Below are 18,592 nucleotides of genomic sequence, written 5' to 3'. Positions count from 1 at the left end.
TCTACCTGCCGAGTTCGTTGTCAAGTGCTGCGAAGAGTTCGTCGTCAGTTGCCAGGTCGAGGTCGGCGCCGTCGGGGCCGCCGTCCACCCTCCGAAGCAGGCCGCGCAGTCGCGCGGCGTACGTTCCTGCCGGTCCGTCGCCGTCCGACGGGCCGGCGGCCGAGAGAGCGGCCTCAAGTGCGTCCAGGGCTGCCTGGACCGGGTCTGCCACTTCGCCGACCAGCTCGCCCCGCAGGTATTCGGCGACGGCTTGGGTGGTCGGATGGTGGAAGACGAGCGTGCTGGGCAACCGCAGTTCGGTGATGGTGTTCAGCCTGTTGCGCAGTTCGACCGCGGTGAGGGAGTCGAAGCCCAGGTCCAGCAGTCCGCGCTGATCGTCGATCGTCCGCGGGGCCGGGTGGGCCAGGACGATGCCGACCTGTTCCCTGACGAGGTCGAGCAGCAGCTGCTGCTGCTCTTCCACGTCCAGGCCCGTGAGCCGCTGCGCCAGCGGGATCTCCGCCGGAGCGGAGGCACGCCGACCGGCTCGGCGCTCGGTGCGCACCAGGCCCCGGTACAGCTCGGGCAGTGCGTCCCCGAGGCTCCGCAGTGCCGCGAGGTCGAGTGCCACCGGTGCGAGCACCGGTCGGGTCGCCGCCTCGCCGTCGGCTTGTGGCGCCTTGGCTCCGGCCAGGGCAGTGTCGAGGGCCGCGAGTGCCCGGTCGGTCGGCATCGGCAGGATCCCGTTGCGTGCGATCCTGGCCCGGTCGGCACGGTCGAGGTCGCTCGCCATCCCGTCCTGCCACATACCCCAGGCGAGGGACACGGCGGGCAGGCCCTCGGCGCGCCGGTGTTCGGCGAGCGCGTCCAGGAAGGTGTTGCCGGCGGCGTAGTTGGCCTGTCCGGCGTTGCCTACCAGGCCGGCGACGGAAGAGAAGAGGACGAAGTCCGTCAGCTCCAGTCCGGCGGTCAGCTCGTGCAGGTTCCAGGCGGCTTCCACCTTCGGCCGCAGGACCCGGGAGAGGCTCTCCGGGCTCATGGCCTCCAGCGTGGCGTCCGCGACGACGCCGGCCGCGTGCACGACCGCGGTGAGCGGGTGCTCGTCCGGGATCGAGGCGAGCAGCCCGGCCAGCGCGTCGCGGTCGGCCGCGTCGCATGCCGCGACCCGTATGTCCGCGCCGAGCGCTGTCAGTTCGGCGACAAGGTCCTCCGCCCCGCCTTGCCGGCTGGTGAGCAGCAGGCGACGGGCGCCGCGGCCGGTCACCAGGTGCCGGGCGACCTGGGCTCCGAGTGCGCCCGTGCCACCGGTGATCAGCACCGTACGCTCCGGGTCGAACGCGTCGTCGACGTCCGGGGTCCGGACCGGGTACGGGACCTTGGCGAGCCGGGTCACGTAGGCCTGTCCCTCGTGCAGTTCGAGCTGCGGTCGGGGATCGGCCAGGGCCGCGGCAAGCAGCTCGCGGCCGGCCGGCAGGCCGTCCGTGATCACGTGCTGGAAAAGTCCCGGGTGTTCCGACTCGGCGGTCCGCATCAGCCCGGAGAGTGCGCTGTGCGCCAGTTCCCCGGTGCTGACCACGGCGAGCCGCGCTCCAGCCGGCGCGTCGGTGGCGAGCCACTGCCGCAGTACCGCCAGCACCTCCTCCGTGACCCGGCCGGTCTCCTGCGGAGTGGCCGGGCGTACCGGAAGGACGACCACGTCGGGTGCGGCCGCGCCGTCCGCCGTCGAGGCGGCCAGGTCGGCTAGGTCGGCGTGGTGCTCGGCGGCGAGTCCTAGGTCGGCCTCGCCGAGGACCACGATGGTCGTGTCGCCACCGGTGGGGAGTTCCACACCGGCCCGCTCCACCGCGTACACGTGCTGGTCAGAGGGGCGGGTCAGCGCGGTCCCCGTCGGCAGGGCCCGCAGGGCGAGCGATGCGACGGTGGCGACCGGCGCGCCCGTCTCGTCGGCGATGCTGACCGCGACCGTTCCGTCCGGGCCGGCCGACAGCTTGACCCGCACGGTGCCGGTCCGGGACCCGGTCAGCTGGACGCCGCCGAAGGAGAAGGGCAGCCGTAGTTCGGCCGAATCCTCCAGGAGCAGTGCGTGCAGCGCGGCGTCGAACAGTGCCGGGTGCAGGGCGAATCCATCAGGGTCGACGGACAGCCGTACCTCGGCGTAGAGGTCCTCGCCCGAGCGCCATGCCGCCTGGAGGCCCTGGAAGGCGGGGCCGTAGCCGTAGCCATGGTCGGCGAGGCGGTCGTACAGGTCCTCGACCGGCTGGGGTTCGGCGCCGGCCGGAGGCCAGGACGCGAGGTCGGGTTCGGGGCCGCCGGGAACGGCGGCCACCACGGTTCCGGTGGCGTGCCGGTTCCAGACGTCGCCTTCCTGGTCCCCGCGCGAGTGGACGGCGACGGGTCTGCGGCCTTCTGAGTCGGGGCCGCCGACGGTGATCTGGAGCTGGAGCGCACCCTCGTCGGGAAGGACCAGGGGTGCCTGGAGGGCGAGTTCCTCCAGCCGCTCGCAGCCGAGTGCGGCGCCCGCGTGGAGCGCGAGCTCCACCAGGGCCGTGCCCGGGACCAGCAGGGTCCCGGCGACGGCATGGTCGGCGAACCAGGTGTGGCTGCGGGCCGAGATCCGGCCGGTGAACAGGACACCGTCGGAGTCGGCGAGCGGAACCGCGGCCCCGAGCAGCGGGTGCCGTGCGGAGTCGAGTCCGGCTGAGGTGACGTCGCCTCCGCCGGGCCCCTCCGTGAGCCAGTAGCGCTGGCGCTGGAAGGGGTAGGTCGGCAGGTCCGCGGCCGGTCCGGCGTTCTCGCCGAACAGTGCGCGCCAGTCCACCGGCACGCCCCGTACGTGGGCGTGGGCCAGGGCGGTGACGGCGGTGTGCGGCTCGTGGTGCCCGCCGCGCAGCCCCGGGACCAGGAGCGATCCCGCGTCGAGGAAGTCCTGCCCCATCGCGCTGAGCACGCCGTCCGGGCCGAGCTCCAGGAAGGTCCGTACGCCTTCGGCTTCCAGGGCGCGTGCCGCGTCCAGGAAGCGCACGGGCCGGCGGACGTGCCGGACCCAGTACTCGGGCGTGGTCAGTTCCTCTGCGCCGACCGGCTGTCCGGTCAGGGTGGAGACGATCGGGATGGTGGGCGCGGCGAACGTGAGCCCCTGCGCGACCGTTTGGAATTCGTCCAGCATCGCGTCCATGTGCGGGGAGTGGAAGGCGTGGCTGACGCGCAGTCGCTTGGTCTTGCGTCCCTGGGCGGAGAGTTCGGCTCCGATGGCCTCGACGGCTTCCGCGTCGCCCGAGAGCACCACGGAGGTGGGGCCGTTGACGGCGGCGATGCCCAGCAGGTCCTCCCGTCCGGCGAGCAGCGGCAGCACCTCCTGCTCCTCGGCCTGCACGGCGAGCATCGCGCCGCCGCCGGGCAGTGCCTGCATCAGCCGGCCGCGGGCCGCGACGAGCTGCGCCGCGTCCGCCAGCGAGAGGACGCCGGCGACGTGCGCGGCGGCCAGCTCACCGATGGAGTGGCCCGCGAGGAAGTCCGGCCGTACGCCCCAGCCTTCGAGGAGCCGGAAGAGCGCGACCTCGGTTGCGAACAGGGCGGCCTGGGTGAAGCCGGTCTGGTCCAGCGGCGCCGGGTCCTCACCGAAGAGGACGTCGAGCAGCGGCGTTTCCAGCCATGGGTCGAGCTCTTCGCATACGGCGTCCAGGGCCTCGGCGTAGGCGGGGTAGGCGGTGTACAGCTCCCGGCCCATGCCGAGTCGCTGGCTGCCCTGACCGGTGAAGAGGAAGGCCGTACGGCCGTCCACGGGTGCACCCCGCACGGTCAGTGCCGCGCATCCGTCGACCGCTTCGATGGCGGTGGAGGCCACCACCACGGCGCGGTGCGGCAGTCCGGCCCGTCCGACGGCCAGGGTCCGGCCCGTCGATGCCAGGTCCTGCTGCCCGGTGTCGGCGAGGGCCGCGCCCACCTGGTCGGCCTGCGCCAGCAGGGCCGCGTCGTTGTGCGCAGACAGCAGCAGCGGAACGACCGGCATCGGCTCGGCCTGCGGGACCGTCCCCTCGGTCGGCGGCTGCTCCACGATGACGTGGGCATTGGTACCGCTGATGCCAAAGGAGGACACGCCTGCCCGGCGCGGCCGCTTGGACTCGGGCCACGGCACCGCCTCGGTGAGCAGTTCCACCTCTCCGGCGGACCAGTCCACGTGCGGGCTGGGCTCGTCGATGTGAAGGCTCTTGGGGAGCACCCCGTGCTGCATCGCCATGACCATCTTGATGACGCCGGCCACACCGGCGGCGGCCTGGGAGTGTCCGATGTTGGACTTCAGGGAGCCCATCAGGAGGGGGGACGGGCGCTCTTGCCCGTAGGTGGCGAGTACGGCCTGGGCCTCGATCGGGTCGCCCAGCGTGGTGCCGGTGCCGTGGGCCTCCAGCGCGTCTACGTCCGCGGTGGTCAGGCCCGCGTTGGTCAGGGCTTGGCGGATCACCCGCTCCTGGGAGGGGCCGTTGGGGGCGGTGAGGCCGTTGCTCGCACCATCTTGGTTGACGGCGGTTCCGCGGATCACGCCGAGGATCCGGCGGCCGTTGCGCTGGGCATCGGAGAGCCGCTCCAGCAGGAGGATTCCGGCGCCTTCGGCCCAGGCCGCCCCGTCCGCCTGCGCGGAGAAGGACTTGCACCGGCCGTCCGGTGCCAGGCCGCGCTGCCGGCTGAACTCGACGAACAGGGTGGGCGCGGCCAGTACGGTCACACCGCCGGCCAGGGCCAGCCCGCATTCGCCGTTCCGCAGCGCCTGCGCGGCGAGGTGGACGGAGACGAGCGAGGAGGAGCAGGCGGTGTCGACGGTGATCGCCGGTCCCTGCAGGCCGAAGGTGTAGGCGACGCGGCCGGAGGCGACACTGACCGTGCTGCCGACCGCCAGGTAGCCCTCCAGGGCCTCGGGGGCGTCCTTTAGGCGTGCCGCGTAGTCGTTGGCCATGACACCGGCGAACACACCGGTCTGGCTGCCCTTGAGAGAGGTCGGGTCGATGCCCGCGCGCTCGAAGGCCTCCCAGCAGATTTCCAGCAGCAGGCGCTGCTGCGGGTCGATGGCGGTGGCCTCCCGGGCGCTCACCCCGAAGAGCTCGGGGTCGAACTGCGGAGCCTCGTAGAGGAATCCGCCGTGCCGGGTGTACGAGGTGCCCACGTGGTCGGGGTCCGTGTCGTACAGGCCGTCCAGGTCCCAGCCGCGGTCGTCCGGGAACGGGCCGATGGCGTCCCGCTCGTCGGACAGCAGCGCCCACAGCTCCTCCGGGGAGCTGACCTCGCCCGGGTAGCGGCACGCCATCGCGACGATCGCGATCGGCTCGTCGGAGGCGCCAGCGACCGGTTCGGGCTCGGCCACCGCGGCGGCCGGGCCGAGCAGTTCGGTCCGCAGGAAGCCGGCCAGCTCGACCGTGCTCGGGTAGTCGAACACCAGCGTCGGGGGCAGCTTCAGGCCTGCGGCCGCGTTCAGCCGGTTGCGCAGTTCCACCGCCTTGAGCGAGTCGAAGCCCAGCTCGTTGAAGGCCCGGCCGGGCCCGACCTGGTCGGCGTCGGTGTGCCCCAGTACGGAGGCCACCACGCCGCGGACCAGTTCCAGCAGTGCGTGCTCCTGGTCCTGGGGGGCCAGGGGCGCCAGGCGTTCCTGGAGGGAGTTCCCGCCCGCCTGCTCGCCGACGGCGGCGCGCCGCGCCGGGCGCACCAGGCCGTGGAAGAGCGCGGGCAGGGTGCCGTCCTCGCTCTGTGCCCGTAGTCCGGTGTAGTCCAGCAGCGCCGGAACGAGCACCGGCCGACGGGTCGCGAGGGCCGCGTCGAACAGCGCCAGCCCCTGCTCGCTGCCGATCGGGGCGATGCCGCCCCGGGACATGCGGGCGAGGTCGGCGTCGGTCAGGTGACCGGTCATCCCGCTGACCTCGGCCCACAGGCCCCAGGCCAGCGACGTACCGGGCAGGCCCAGGGCGTGGCGGTGGTGCGCGAGGGCGTCCAGATAGGTGTTGGCCGCAGCGTAGTTGGCCTGTCCCGCGGTGCCGACCGTACCGGCCAGCGAGGAGAACAGGACGAACGCGTCCAGCTCCAGGTCGGCCGTCAGCTCGTGCAGGTGCCGGGCGGCATCGGCCTTGGGACGCAGTACGGTGTCGAGCTGCTCGGCCGTGAGGGTGTGCAGCGTGCCGTCGTCGAGGACGCCGGCGGTGTGCAGGACCGCGGTGAGCGGGTGCTCCGAGGGGATCGCGTCCAGCATCGCGGCGACCGCCATGCGGTCGGCCGTGTCACAGGCGACCACGGACACGTCGGCTCCGTGAGCCGTGAGTTCGGCCTCCAGCGCCGGCATGCCCGCCGCGTCCCGGCCGCGGCGGCTCGCCAGCAGCAGGTGCCGTACGCCGTGTTCGGCGACGAGGTGGCGGGCGAACAGCTGGCCCAGGGCGCCGGTGGCGCCCGTGATGAGCACGGTGCCCTCGGGGTTCAGGGCGGGCACGGTGTCGCCCGTCGTGGGCGACTTGACCAGCCGCGGTACGAGCAGTGCCCCGTCCCGCAGGCTCACCTGCGCGTCCGGTACGGCCAGCGCACGGCCAAGCTCAGCCTCGGAGAGGTCCCAGTCCGTCAGGTCCAGCAGGCCGAACCGGTCGGGGTTCTCGGCCATGGCGGTACGCACCAGCCCCCAGACGGGAGCCGAGCCGAGTCCCGCCTCCGTGCGGGCGGTGGTCGCGTCACGGGTCACGAAGACCAGGCGCGAGTCGGCGAACCGCTCCTCGGCGAGCCACTCCTGGGCCAGCCGCAGGGCCCGGTGTGCCACGGCGCCGGGGCCGTCCTCGCCGGGGAAGGGGACCACGACGAGCGGCGGGGTTCCGACAATGCCGGCGAGGTCCGAGTAGCTGCCCAGAGGGGCGCGCAGACCGTGGCCGGAGTCGTCGAGGACGGCCCATCCGGCGGCCGGGGCGGCCTCCGGGGCGGTCGTCCACTCCACCTGGAGCAGCGGCTGGCGGGGGGTGCCCGAGCCGGCCAGCGGCGCGGGGTCCACGGCCCGCAGGCTGAGCGTCTTCACCGACGCGATCGGCGCACCGCTCGCGTCGGCGAGGGACAGGGCGGCATCCGAGCCTTCCGGGGTGATCCGTACGCGCAGCATGCTGGCGTTCACCGCGTGCAGCCGGACGCCGGTCCAGGCGAACGGCAGCACCAGGCGGCCGTCCTCCGCGAGCGCCAGCGGGTGCAGGGCGGCGTCGAGGAGGGCCGGGTGGATCCCGAACTCGCCCGGGGGGACGTCCTTCGGGAGCCCGACCTCGGCGAACATCTCCTGGCCGGCGCGCCACAGCGCCCGCAGGCCCTGGAAGGTGGGTCCGTACTGGAAGCCCCGCTCGGCAAGCGTGTCGTACGCCGCCGTCAGGTCGACCGGCTCGGCGCCGGCCGGGGGCCAGGCGGTGTCGGCCGGTACAGCCGCACGTCCTTCCGCGTGACCCAGTACGCCGGTGGCGTGCAGGGTCCACGGGTGGATCGCGGCGTCGTCGGACTCGGGTTCCGGGCGGGAGTGGACCGACAGCGCGCGCCGGCCCTCCTCGTCCGGAGCGTCGACCACGACCTGGAGCTGTACTCCGCCGCGGCCGGCCAGCATCAGCGGTGCCTGGAGGGTCAGCTCGTCGAGCTGGTCGAGGCCCGTGTGGTCACCCGCCCGGATGGCGAGGTCCACGAAGGCGGTACCGGGGAGCAGCACGGTGCCGGCCACGGCGTGGTCCGCCAGCCAGGGCTGCGTGTTCAGGGCGATCCTGCTGCTGAGGACCAGCTTGTCCTGGTCGGCCGTCCAGAGCGCGGCACCGATGAGCGGGTGCCGCTCGGCGGCCATGCCGAGCCCGCCCGTGTCCCAGGCCGTCGCCGGGCCCTCCAGCCAGTGGCGCCGGCGCTGGAAGGGGTAGGTCGGCAGGTCGACGACCGCGCCGGGTCCGCCGACCACGGCAGTCCAGTCGAGCGGGGCGCCCGAGACGTGGGCCTGCGCCGCGGAGGCGAGGAAGTCGTCGAGTCCACCACCCTCGTCACGGTGGAGCGAGGGCACGGTGACGGCGCTGTCGTACGGCGTGTCGTCGATCGTCTCCTGGAGCGCGATGGTTAGCACCGGGTGGGCGCTGGCCTCGATGAAGACGCGGTGGCCCTGGTCGAGCAGGGTCCGGGTGGCCGCCTCCAGTTGGACGGTCTGGCGGAGGTTGCGGAACCAGTACGAGCCGTCGAGCTCCGTGCCGTCCAGCGGCTGCCCGGTGACGGTGGAGAGGAAGGGCACCTTGACGGCGCGCGGGGTGAGCGAGGACAGGGCGTCGAGAAGCTCGTCCCGCAGGCTTTCGACGTGCGCGGAGTGGGAGGCGTAGTCGACCGGGATGCGCTTGGCGCGCATGTTGTTGTCCTTGCAGTGGGCGACCAGCTCCTCGAGAGCGGTCACCTCTCCGGCGACCACCACGGAACGCGGGCCGTTGTGTGCGGCGATGTCGATGGCGCCGCCCCAACGGGTGATGAGCTCGCGAACCTCGTCGGCCGGCAGGGCCACTGAGACCATCCCGCCCGTACCCGCCAGCTTCACGATCGCCCGGCTGCGCAACGCCACGACCTTCGCCGCGTCGTCCAGCGACAGCGCCCCCGACACCGCGGCCGCCGCGATCTCGCCCTGCGAGTGACCGATCACCGCATCCGGCTCGATACCCACCGAACGCCACAACGCGGCCAGGGACACCATCACCGCCCACAGCGCGGGCTGCACCACGTCCACCCGGTCGAAACCGGGCGCGCCCTCCACACCGCGCAGGACGTCCAGCAGCGACCAGTCCGTGAACGGCGCCAGCGCCCGCTCACACTCCACCAGCCGGGCGGCGAACTCCAGGGAGGAGCCGAAGAGTTCCAGAGCCATGCCCTGCCACTGCGAACCCTGACCCGGGAACACGAACACCGTCTTGCCCGAGCCCGTGACCGCGCCGTGCACCAGGTTCGCCGCGGACCCGCCCGTGGCCAGCGCCTCAAGACCCGCCAACAGCTCGTCCCGGCCGGCGCCGGAAACCGTCGCCCGGAAGGGGAGGTGCGGGACCCGGGTCGCGAGAGCCGAAGCCACCCGCGCCGGGTCGACGATCTCCGAGGCCAGCAGCTCACGCACCTGGCCGGCACGCGCCGCCAGGGCCGCCTCGCTCTTCGCCGAGACCACCAGCGGAAGCCCCGCCACCACCGGCTCACCGGCCACGACCGGCTCCGGGCCCTGCTCCAGGACCACATGCGCGTTCGTACCGCTGATACCGAACGAGGACACGGCCGCGCGACGCGGACGCGCCACCTCCGGCCACGGCCGACGCTCGGTGACCAGCTCCACCGCACCCGTCGACCAGTCGACGTGCGGCGTCGGCTCGTCCACGTGCAGCGTCGGCGGAAGCTCCCCGTTACGCATCGCCATCAGCATCTTGATGATGCCCGCGACACCCGCGGCAGCCTGCGTGTGACCGATGTTCGACTTGATCGATCCCAGACGCAGCGGCTCTTCGCGGTCCTGGCCGTAGGTGGCCAGCAGCGCGTTGGCCTCGATCGGGTCACCGAGCCGGGTACCGGTGCCGTGCGCCTCGACCGCGTCTACCTCGTGCGGAGCGAGGCGGGCGTTGGCGAGGGCCTGGCGGATGACGCGTTCCTGCGAGGGCCCGTTGGGGGCGGTGAGGCCGTTGCTCGCACCGTCCTGGTTGACCGCGGAACCACGGATCACACCAAGGATGTTGTGCCCGAGCCGCTGAGCGTCCGACAGACGCTCCAGCACCAGCATGCCCGCGCCCTCGGCCCAACCCGTACCATCCGCCGAAGCCGCGAACGACTTGCAGGTCCCGTCCGGCGACAGACCACGCTGACGCGAGAACTCGACAAAGGTCGTTGGCGTGGACATCACGGTGACACCGCCGGCGAGTGCCATCGAGCACTCGCCCTGGCGCAGCGCCTGAGCGGCCAGGTGCACCGCTACCAGCGACGAGGAACACGCCGTGTCCAGCGTCACCGCCGGCCCCTCAAGACCGAACGTGTAAGCCACTCGACCCGACAGGACACTCGCGATCGTGCCCGTCAGCAAATGCCCCTCGAAGCCCTCCGGAGCACTCCCCAGCCGCGACCCGTAGTCGTTGTACATCACACCCGCGTAGACACCGGTCGAGGAACCGCGCAGCGAGGCGGGGTCGACTCCCGCACGCTCCAGCGCCTCCCACGCGACCTCCAGCAGCACACGCTGCTGCGGGTCTGTCGCGATCGCCTCACGCGGACTCAGACCGAAGAACTCGGCATCGAACTCCGCGGCCTCGTAGAGGAATCCGCCCTTGCGCGTGTACGACTTGCCGATCTTCTCGGGGTCCGGGTCGAAGAGGCCTTCCACGTCCCAGCCGCGGTCGGATGGGAACTCGTCGATCGCGTCCCGGCCCTCCGCCACGAGCCGCCACAGGTCCTCCGGCGAGGAGACCCCGCCCGGGTAGCGGCAACCCATACCGACGACGGCGATCGGCTCGTCCAGTCCCGGGGCGTGGGCTGCCACCGACGGGACAACGACCGTTCCGGTCGCGTCGAGCCGGTCCAGCAGGAAGTCCGCCACCGCCTGGGGCGACGGGTGGTCGAACACGAGGGTGGTGGGCAGTCGCAGCCCGGTCACCGAGTTGAGCCGGTTGCGTAATTCGACACCCGTGAGGGAGTCGAAGCCGGTGTCCTTGAATACCTTGGCCGGGTCGATGTCGGCGTTGGCCCCGTGCCCGAGAACTAACCCCACGGTCTCCCGTACGGTCTGGAGTACGGCCTGCGCCCGCTCCTCCGCGGCCAGCGCGATCAGCCGCTGGACCCACGACGAGTCGGTGCCGGCCGCCTGCCGGCGGCGGACGCGGACCAGGCCGGTAAACAGCTCGGGGAGCGCGTTCTCCTCGGCCCGGGCGCGCAGGGCGCCCAGGTCGAGTTCGGCGGGGACCAGCAGCGGCTCCGCCGAGGCGAGCGTCGCGTCGAACAGATCGAGACCCAAATCCGGGGTCAGCGGGACGATTCCGCTCCGCTTCCACCGCGCGACGTCGGCGTCGGCGAGGGTTCCAGCCATGCCGTCGGCGCTGTCCCACAGGCTCCACGCGAGGGAGGTGGCGGGCAGGTTCCGGGCGCGGCGGTGCTGCGCGAGGGCGTCGAGGAAGGTGTTCGCGGCTGCGTAGTTGGCCTGGCCAGCGTTGCCCATGAGCCCCGCGATGGACGAGAACATGACGAACGAGGCGAGACCGTGGGACTCGGTGAGGCGGTGGAGGTTCCAGGCCGCGTCCACCTTCGGACGCATCACTCGCTCCAGCTGACCGGCCGACAGCGAAGCGACCGTCGTGTCGTCCAGGACACCCGCCGTATGCACCACGGCAGTCAGCGGACGCTCGACCGCGACCTCGTCCAGCAGACCCGCCAGCGCGTCGAAATCCGACACGTCACAGGCCGCCACCCGAGCCCGCGCGCCCAACTCCGCCAGCTCCGCCACGAACTCGGCGGCCCCCGGGGTCTCACCACCGCGACGCGACACCAGCAGCAGGTGCCGCGCACCGTGATGCGTCACCAACCGGCGCGCCACCAGACGGCCCAACGTACCCAGAGCACCGGTCACCAGGACCGTGCCCTCCGGATCCAGATCCTCCACCGCACCCGCCACGACACCCGCGGCACGCGTCAGACGCGGCACGAACAGCTCGCCGCCCCGCACCGCCACCTCAGGCTCACCCGATGCCAACGCGGCAGGTAGCAGCTCCAGACCGCCCTCGTCCACGTGGGCGAGGGCCAGTCGGTCGGGCTGCTCGGTCTGCGCGGTACGGATCAGGCCCACGAGCGGGGCCGTGTGCAGCGCGCCGTCCGGGACGACGAGGACGAGGTGGCTGTCCGCGAACTGCGGGGCGGCCAGCCATTCCCGCACCGCCTCCAGCCCGCGCGCCGCCGTGGCGTGGGTCTGGTCGAGTACGTCACCGGTGGTGTCGTCGACGAGCTCCTGCTCGCCGATCACCACGAACTCCGGTACGGCAGATCCGGCGTCGACCGCGGCGGCGAGCGCGGCGAGGTCGGCGTAGGGCGCCTCGCCCAGCCGGACCCACCGCTGGCCGGCGACCGGCTCGGCCGCCGGGACGGGCTCCCAGGCCACCCGGTACAGGGACTCCACGGCCGGGCCGGCAACCGCGAGCTGATCGCGGGCGATCGGCCGCAGGGCGACCGACTCGATGGCCGCGACCGGAGCGCCGGCGCCGTCGGCGAGAGCGAGACGGGCCGTGTCCTGGCCGGTACGGGTCCAGCGGACGCGCAACACCGTGGCACCGACCGCGTGCAGCACGAAGCCCGAGAACGAGAACGGCAGACGGATCGTGCTGTCGTCCTGCGCCGAGGCCGCAGCCTCCAGCACGAGCGGGTGCAGGACCGCGTCGAGGAGGGCGGGGTGCACACCGAAGCGCGCGGCTTCGGTGTGGAGCTGGTCGGGCAGGGCGACCTCGGCAAAGAGGTCGTCACCGGCGCGCCAGGCGGCGCGCAGACCGTGGAAGGCCGGCCCGTAGCCGTAGCCCAGGTCGTCGAGGCGGTCGTAGACGCCGCCCAGCGGGATGGGGGTGGCGTCAGCCGGGGGCCACTGGTCCAGGGAACCGCCCGGCGAGGGGACGGAGGACGTGAGCAGGCCGGGCGCGTGGGCGGTCCACTGCTCTTCGCCGGTCCGCGAGTACACGGTGAACCGACGATCGCCGCGCGCGTCGGCCCGGTCGACGGTCAGCCGCAGCTGAGCGCCCGTCTTCTCCGAGAGGATCAGGGGGGCCTGGAGGGTTAGTTCCTCGACGGTGGTGTAACCCAGCTGCTCGGCCGCGGTGCCCGCGAGCTCCAGGAACACCGTCCCCGGGACCAGGACCGTCCCACCGATCGCGTGATCGGCCAGCCACGGATGCGAGGACAACGACACCGAAGCCGAGAACTGAACCGCATCACCGTCCGGCTCCGTGATCACCGCAGCCATCAACGGGTGATCCACAGCCGTCAGACCCAGACCCGCCGCATCACCGGAACGCGGCGCATCCAGCCAGAAACGCTCACGCTGGAAGGCATACGTCGGCAGCTCCACCACACCGCACCCCGGCAGGAACCGCTCCCAGTCCACACCCACACCCTGTGCGTGCACAGCGCCCAGGGCGGCGAGGAGGGAACGCTTCTCGGCACGGTCCTTGCGCAGCACCGGAACCACGACGACGCCCTCGGTGTCGGCCAGGCACTCGCCCGTCAGACCCGCGAGCGTCCCGTCGGGACCCAGCTCCACGAACGCCGTCACACCAAGACCGGCCAGCGTGGCGATGCCGTCGGCGAAACGGACCGCCGAACGGGCCTGAACAGCCCAGTACTCGGCAGCGAACTCCTCGACCACCTCACCGGTGACATTCGAAACGACCGGGATCCGGGGAGCCGAATGGGTCAGAGTCCGGGCGACCCCGGTGAGCTCCGCCAGCATTCCGTCCAGGTGCGCGGAGTGGAAAGCGTGGCTCACCTTCAGCCGCGTCGCCTTCACACCCTCCCCGCGAGCCAGCTCCAGGACGTCGAGCACTGCCGTCTCGTCACCCGAGATCACGGTGCCGGCAGGGCTGTTGAACCCGGCCACATCCACACCGGAACGACCCTCGAGCCACCCGGCGACGCGCGCTTCACCCGCGTTCAGGGCAACCATCGCCCCGCCCTCGGCAACACCCTCCATCAGACGCGCCCGCGCACACACCAGACGCGCGGCGTCCTCGAGCGACAGCACACCCGCCACATGGGCCGCCGCCAGCTCACCCACCGAATGACCCACCAGATAGTCCGGGGTCACCCCGTAATGAGACAGCAGACGGAACAGGGCCACCTCGACCGCGAACAACGCCGGCTGAGTGAACACCGTCCGCTGAAGCAGCTCCGGCTCGCCCTCGATCACCCCGGCGAGCGAACGGTCCAAGTGGGCGTCCAACGCCCCGACAACCTCGTCGAACGCAGCCGCGAACACCGGTTCCGCCGCGTACAGCTCACGGCCCATGCCCACACGCTGACTGCCCTGCCCGGAGAACAGGAACGCCACCGAACCCGCCGAGACGGCCTCGCCCGGGGTCAGCGCCCGCAGAGCGTCGAGGAGTTCCTCACGGGTCTCCCCCACGACCACCGCACGGTGATCGAAACGGGCACGCGACACGGCCAGCGAACGGCCCACAGCCACGACGTCCAGCTCTGGCCGCTCCTCCAGGAACGACACCAGCCGATCCGCCTGCTCCGACAGAGCGGCCCCCGACTTGCCCGACACCACCCACGGCACCGGCCCCGGCACCGACAGCTCCGCCCCCGGAGCTTCGATCTCCGTGACCTGCTCGACGATGAGGTGTGCGTTGGTACCGCTGATACCGAAGGACGAGATGCCCGCCCGGCGCGGACGATCGAGCTCCGGCCACTGCTGGGCCTGCGTCAGCAGCTCCACCGCGCCGGCCGACCAATCGACGTGCGAGGTCGGCTCGTCCACGTGCAGCGTCGCCGGGAGAACCCCGTGACGCATGGCCATGACCATCTTGATCACGCCCGCGACGCCCGCCGCGGCCTGCGTGTGACCGATGTTCGACTTCAGCGAGCCGAGTCGGAGCGGCTCTTCGCGGTCCTGGCCGTAGGTGGCCAGCAGCGCCTGCGCCTCGATCGGGTCGCCGAGCTTGGTGCCCGTGCCGTGCGCCTCCACCGCGTCCACCTCGGACGCCGACAGGCGGGCGTTGGCCAGCGCGGCGCGGATGACCCGCTCCTGCGAAGGCCCGTTCGGGGCCGCCAGACCGTTGCTCGCACCATCCTGGTTCACGGCGGAACCACGGATCACCGCGAGCACCTGGTGCCCGTTGCGCTCCGCGTCCGACAGCCGCTCCAGCACCAGCAGACCCACGCCCTCGGCCCAGCCCGTACCGTCCGCCGACGACGAGAACGCCTTGCAACGCCCGCCCGGCGACAGCCCGCGCTGCCGGGAGAACTCCATGAACATGCCGGGCGTGGCCATGACGGACACACCGCCGGCGATGGTCACGGAGGACTCGCCCTGGCGCAGCGACTGCGCGGCGAGGTGGAGCGCGACGAGCGAGGACGAGCAGGCGGTGTCGACCGTCACCGCCGGGCCCTCGAGCCCGAAGGTGTAGGCCAGTCGGCCCGAGGCCACACTGGCGGTGTTGCCCGTCAGCAGGTAGCCGTCGTATCCGCCGGACGGCTCGTGCAGCCGCGGCCCGTACTCCTGTGCCGTCGCGCCCACGTACACACCGGTGCGGGTGCCGCGCAGCTCGGCGGGGTCGATGCCCGCCTGCTCGAAGGCCTCCCAGGCCGTCTCCAGCAGCAGCCGCTGCTGGGGCTCCATCGCCGCCGCCTCTCGGGGACTGATGCCGAAGAACTCGGCATCGAACCGGTCCGCATCGTGCAGGAAACCACCTTGGGTGGCGTAGGTCTTGCCGGGGCTGTCCGGATCGGGGGTGAAGAGCGAATCGAGGTCCCAGCCCCGGTTGGTCGGGAATCCGCCGACCGCGTCGACCTCGCTGCTGACCAGACTCCACAGGTCCTCAGGAGAGGCGACCCCTCCCGGCAGCCGACATGCCATGCCCACGATCGCGATCGGCTCGTCACGCGCTATGGCCTCGTACTCGTCGTCATCCTGGCCCTGGTCCAGGCCGAGGAGCTGACCACTGAGGTGTTCGGCGAGTACCGCCGGGGTCGGGTGGTTGAAAAGGAGGCCGGAGGGCAGCAACAGCCCGGTGGCCCTGTTCAGCGCGTTCCGAAGCTCGACGGACGAGACGGAGTCGAAGCCCAGGTCCTTGAAGGTCGTGTCGATGTCCACGTCGCGCGCCGATCCGTGGCCGAGCACTGCTGCCACGTGCGCACACACCAGCTCCAGCTCATCGCCGCGCGGCGCGGACCGCTTCGGACCGCTCCGCTGTGCCGCGGCGGTCCGGACCTGGACCGGCCCGGTCACCGAACCTTCCAGCCAGAAGCGCTCACGCTGGAAGGCGTACGTGGGCAGATCCACCAGACCCGACCCCGGCAGAAACCGCTCCCACTCCACACCCACACCATGTGCGTGCACAGCGCCCAAGGCGGTGAGGAGGGAACGCTTCTCGGCACGGTCCTTGCGCAGCACCGGAACCACGACGATGCCCTCGGTGTCGGCCAGGCACTCGCCCGTCAGACCCGCAAGCGTCCCGACGGGACCCAGCTCCACAAAAGCCGACACACCCAGCCCGGCCAGCGTCGCGACACCGTCAGCGAACCGCACCGCCGACCGAGCCTGAACAGCCCAATACTCCGCCGAGAACTCCTCGACCAGCCCACCCGTCACATTCGACACCACCGGAATCCGCGGAGCCGAATACGTGAACCCCTGCGCAACCTCAGTGAGCTCCTCCAACATCCCATCCAGATGCGCGGAATGGAAAGCATGACTCACGTTCAAACGAGTCGCCTTCACACCCTCCGCACGAGCCAGCTCCAACACCTCCAACACCGCAGCCTCGTCACCCGAAACCACCGTGCTCCCAGGACTGTTGAACCCCGCCACACCCACACCCGAACGACCCTCGAGCCACCTCGAGACCCGCTCCTCACCCACATTCAGAGCAACCATCGCCCCACCTGCGGCCACACCCTCCATCAAACGCGCCCGCGCACAAACCAAACGCGCCGCATCCTCGAGCGACAACACACCCGACACATGAGCCGCAACCAACTCACCCACCGAGTGACCCACCAGATAATCCGGCACCACCCTGTAATGAGCCAACAGGCGAAATAACGACACCTCAACCGCAAACAACGCCGGCTGCGTGAACACCGTCCGATCCAAAAGCTCCGGCTCGCCCTCGATCACCGCAGCAAGAGAACGATCCAAATACACATCAAGAGCCGCAACAACCTCATCGAAAGCAGCCGCGAACACCGGCTCGCTCACATACAACTCACGACCCATACCCACACGCTGACTACCCTGCCCCGAGAACAGGAACGCCACCGCACCACCCGGCACCGCACGACCCGACACCACACCAGCCGCAGGCACACCCGCAGCCAACGCCCGAACACCCGCCAGAAGCTCCTCACGAGTCTCCCCCACAACCACCGCACGATGATCGAAACGGGCACGCGACACCGCAAGCGAACGACCCACCGCCGCGACGTCCAGCTCCGGACGCCCCTCCAGGAACGACACCAGCCGCCCCGCCTGACCAGCCACAGCCTCAGCCGACTTACCCGACACCACCCACGGCACCACACCCGAGCCGGACTCAGCGCCAGGCAACTCCTCCTCCGCCGCCAACTCAGTGCACCAGTCCGAAAGCACGACGTGGCAGTTTGTACCGCCCATACCGAACGAGCTGACACCTGCGTAGAGCGGCTCGTCTGGACGCGGCCATGGCTCGAGGCTTCGCTGTACGGCGAGCTTCAACTCGTCGAACGGAATGTCTGGGTTGGGGGTTTCGAAGTTCAGGCTCGGCACGAGCTCGCGGTTACGGATGCAGAGCGCCGCTTTCAGCAAGCCGACGATGCCAGCGGCACCCTCGAGGTGCCCGACGTTGGTCTTCACCGATCCGACCCGCAGCTCAGCTCCGTCCACGCGGCCGTCACCGAGCACCGCGCCCAGAGCCGATGCTTCGATCGGGTCGCCCACCTTGGTACCCGTGCCGTGCAATTCGACGTACTGCACCTGCTCCGCGGACACCTTGGCACGCTCGTACGCCTGCCGCAGGACATCCTGCTGGCCAGCCGGACTCGGTACGGCGAGACCCTCGGTCGTCCCGTCGTTGTTCATCGCGCTGCCGTGCAGCACGCAGTAGACCGAGTCGCCGTCTGCTACGGCGGCGTGCAGCGGCTTGAGCACCACGAACGCGCCGCCCTCACCGCGTACATATCCATTCGCCCTCGCGTCGAAAGTGAAGCTGAGACCGTCTGGTGAAAGTGCGCCAAAACGCTCCGCGCCGATGGTGCTGTCCGGCACCAAATTGAGGTTGACACCGCCGGCGATGGCCATGGCGGACTCGCCTCGGCGCAGGCTCTCGACTGCCAGGTGCACAGCGACCAGTGAGGAGGACTGGCCGGTGTCCACGGCCGCACTCGGTCCGTGCAGACCCAAGGTGTAGGAGATCCGGTTGGCAACGACGCCGCGACTAAGACCGGTCAGGGTGTGGCGGGTGATGCCTTCGACCCCGTGCTGATGCGTGAGGGCAGCATAGTCGTCGGCGATAACGCCGACGAAGACACCGGTCCGACTATCGGCAAGATCGGACGGGAGGATCCTGGCGTCCTCCAGTGCCTCCCAGGCGAGCTCAAGCATTAGCCGCTGCTGCGGATCCGTCGACGACGCCTCACGCGGACTGATGCCGAAGAAGCCTGCATCAAAGCCGCTGACGTCCTCGAGATAGCCCCCCGGCCGAGAGGGCAGTTCGGGGCGGCCTGCCGGGGGCGCGCCAATCGTACTGCGGCCGTCGCGCAGCAGCTGCCACAGCTGAGCGGGGTTCTCCGCATACGGCAGTCGGCAAGACATACCGACGATGGCGATCGCCTCGGTCGATGTCGACGTGTCCGCTTGGAATTCAACCATGGTCGAGCTGCCCTACCTATCGTTACGTACGATGCTTGAGCGGAGGCG

1 protein-coding gene is annotated in these 18,592 nt (G+C 71.3%); it reads right to left on the bottom strand.

The features are described 5' to 3' along the window. Position 1 precedes the first annotated feature (1 nt). Entirely contained in the window at positions 2 to 18,544 is an 18,543-nt protein-coding gene (locus QFZ82_RS00780; protein ID WP_373429207.1) for an SDR family NAD(P)-dependent oxidoreductase, read from the bottom strand. Positions 18,545 to 18,592 lie beyond the last annotated feature (48 nt).

It is taken from the genome of Streptomyces sp. V4I23 (assembly GCF_030817975.1).
Taxonomy (GTDB): domain Bacteria; phylum Actinomycetota; class Actinomycetes; order Streptomycetales; family Streptomycetaceae; genus Streptomyces.
Note: the sequence above shows the minus strand (reverse complement) of the source record. Positions and strands in the feature narration are given on the sequence as shown.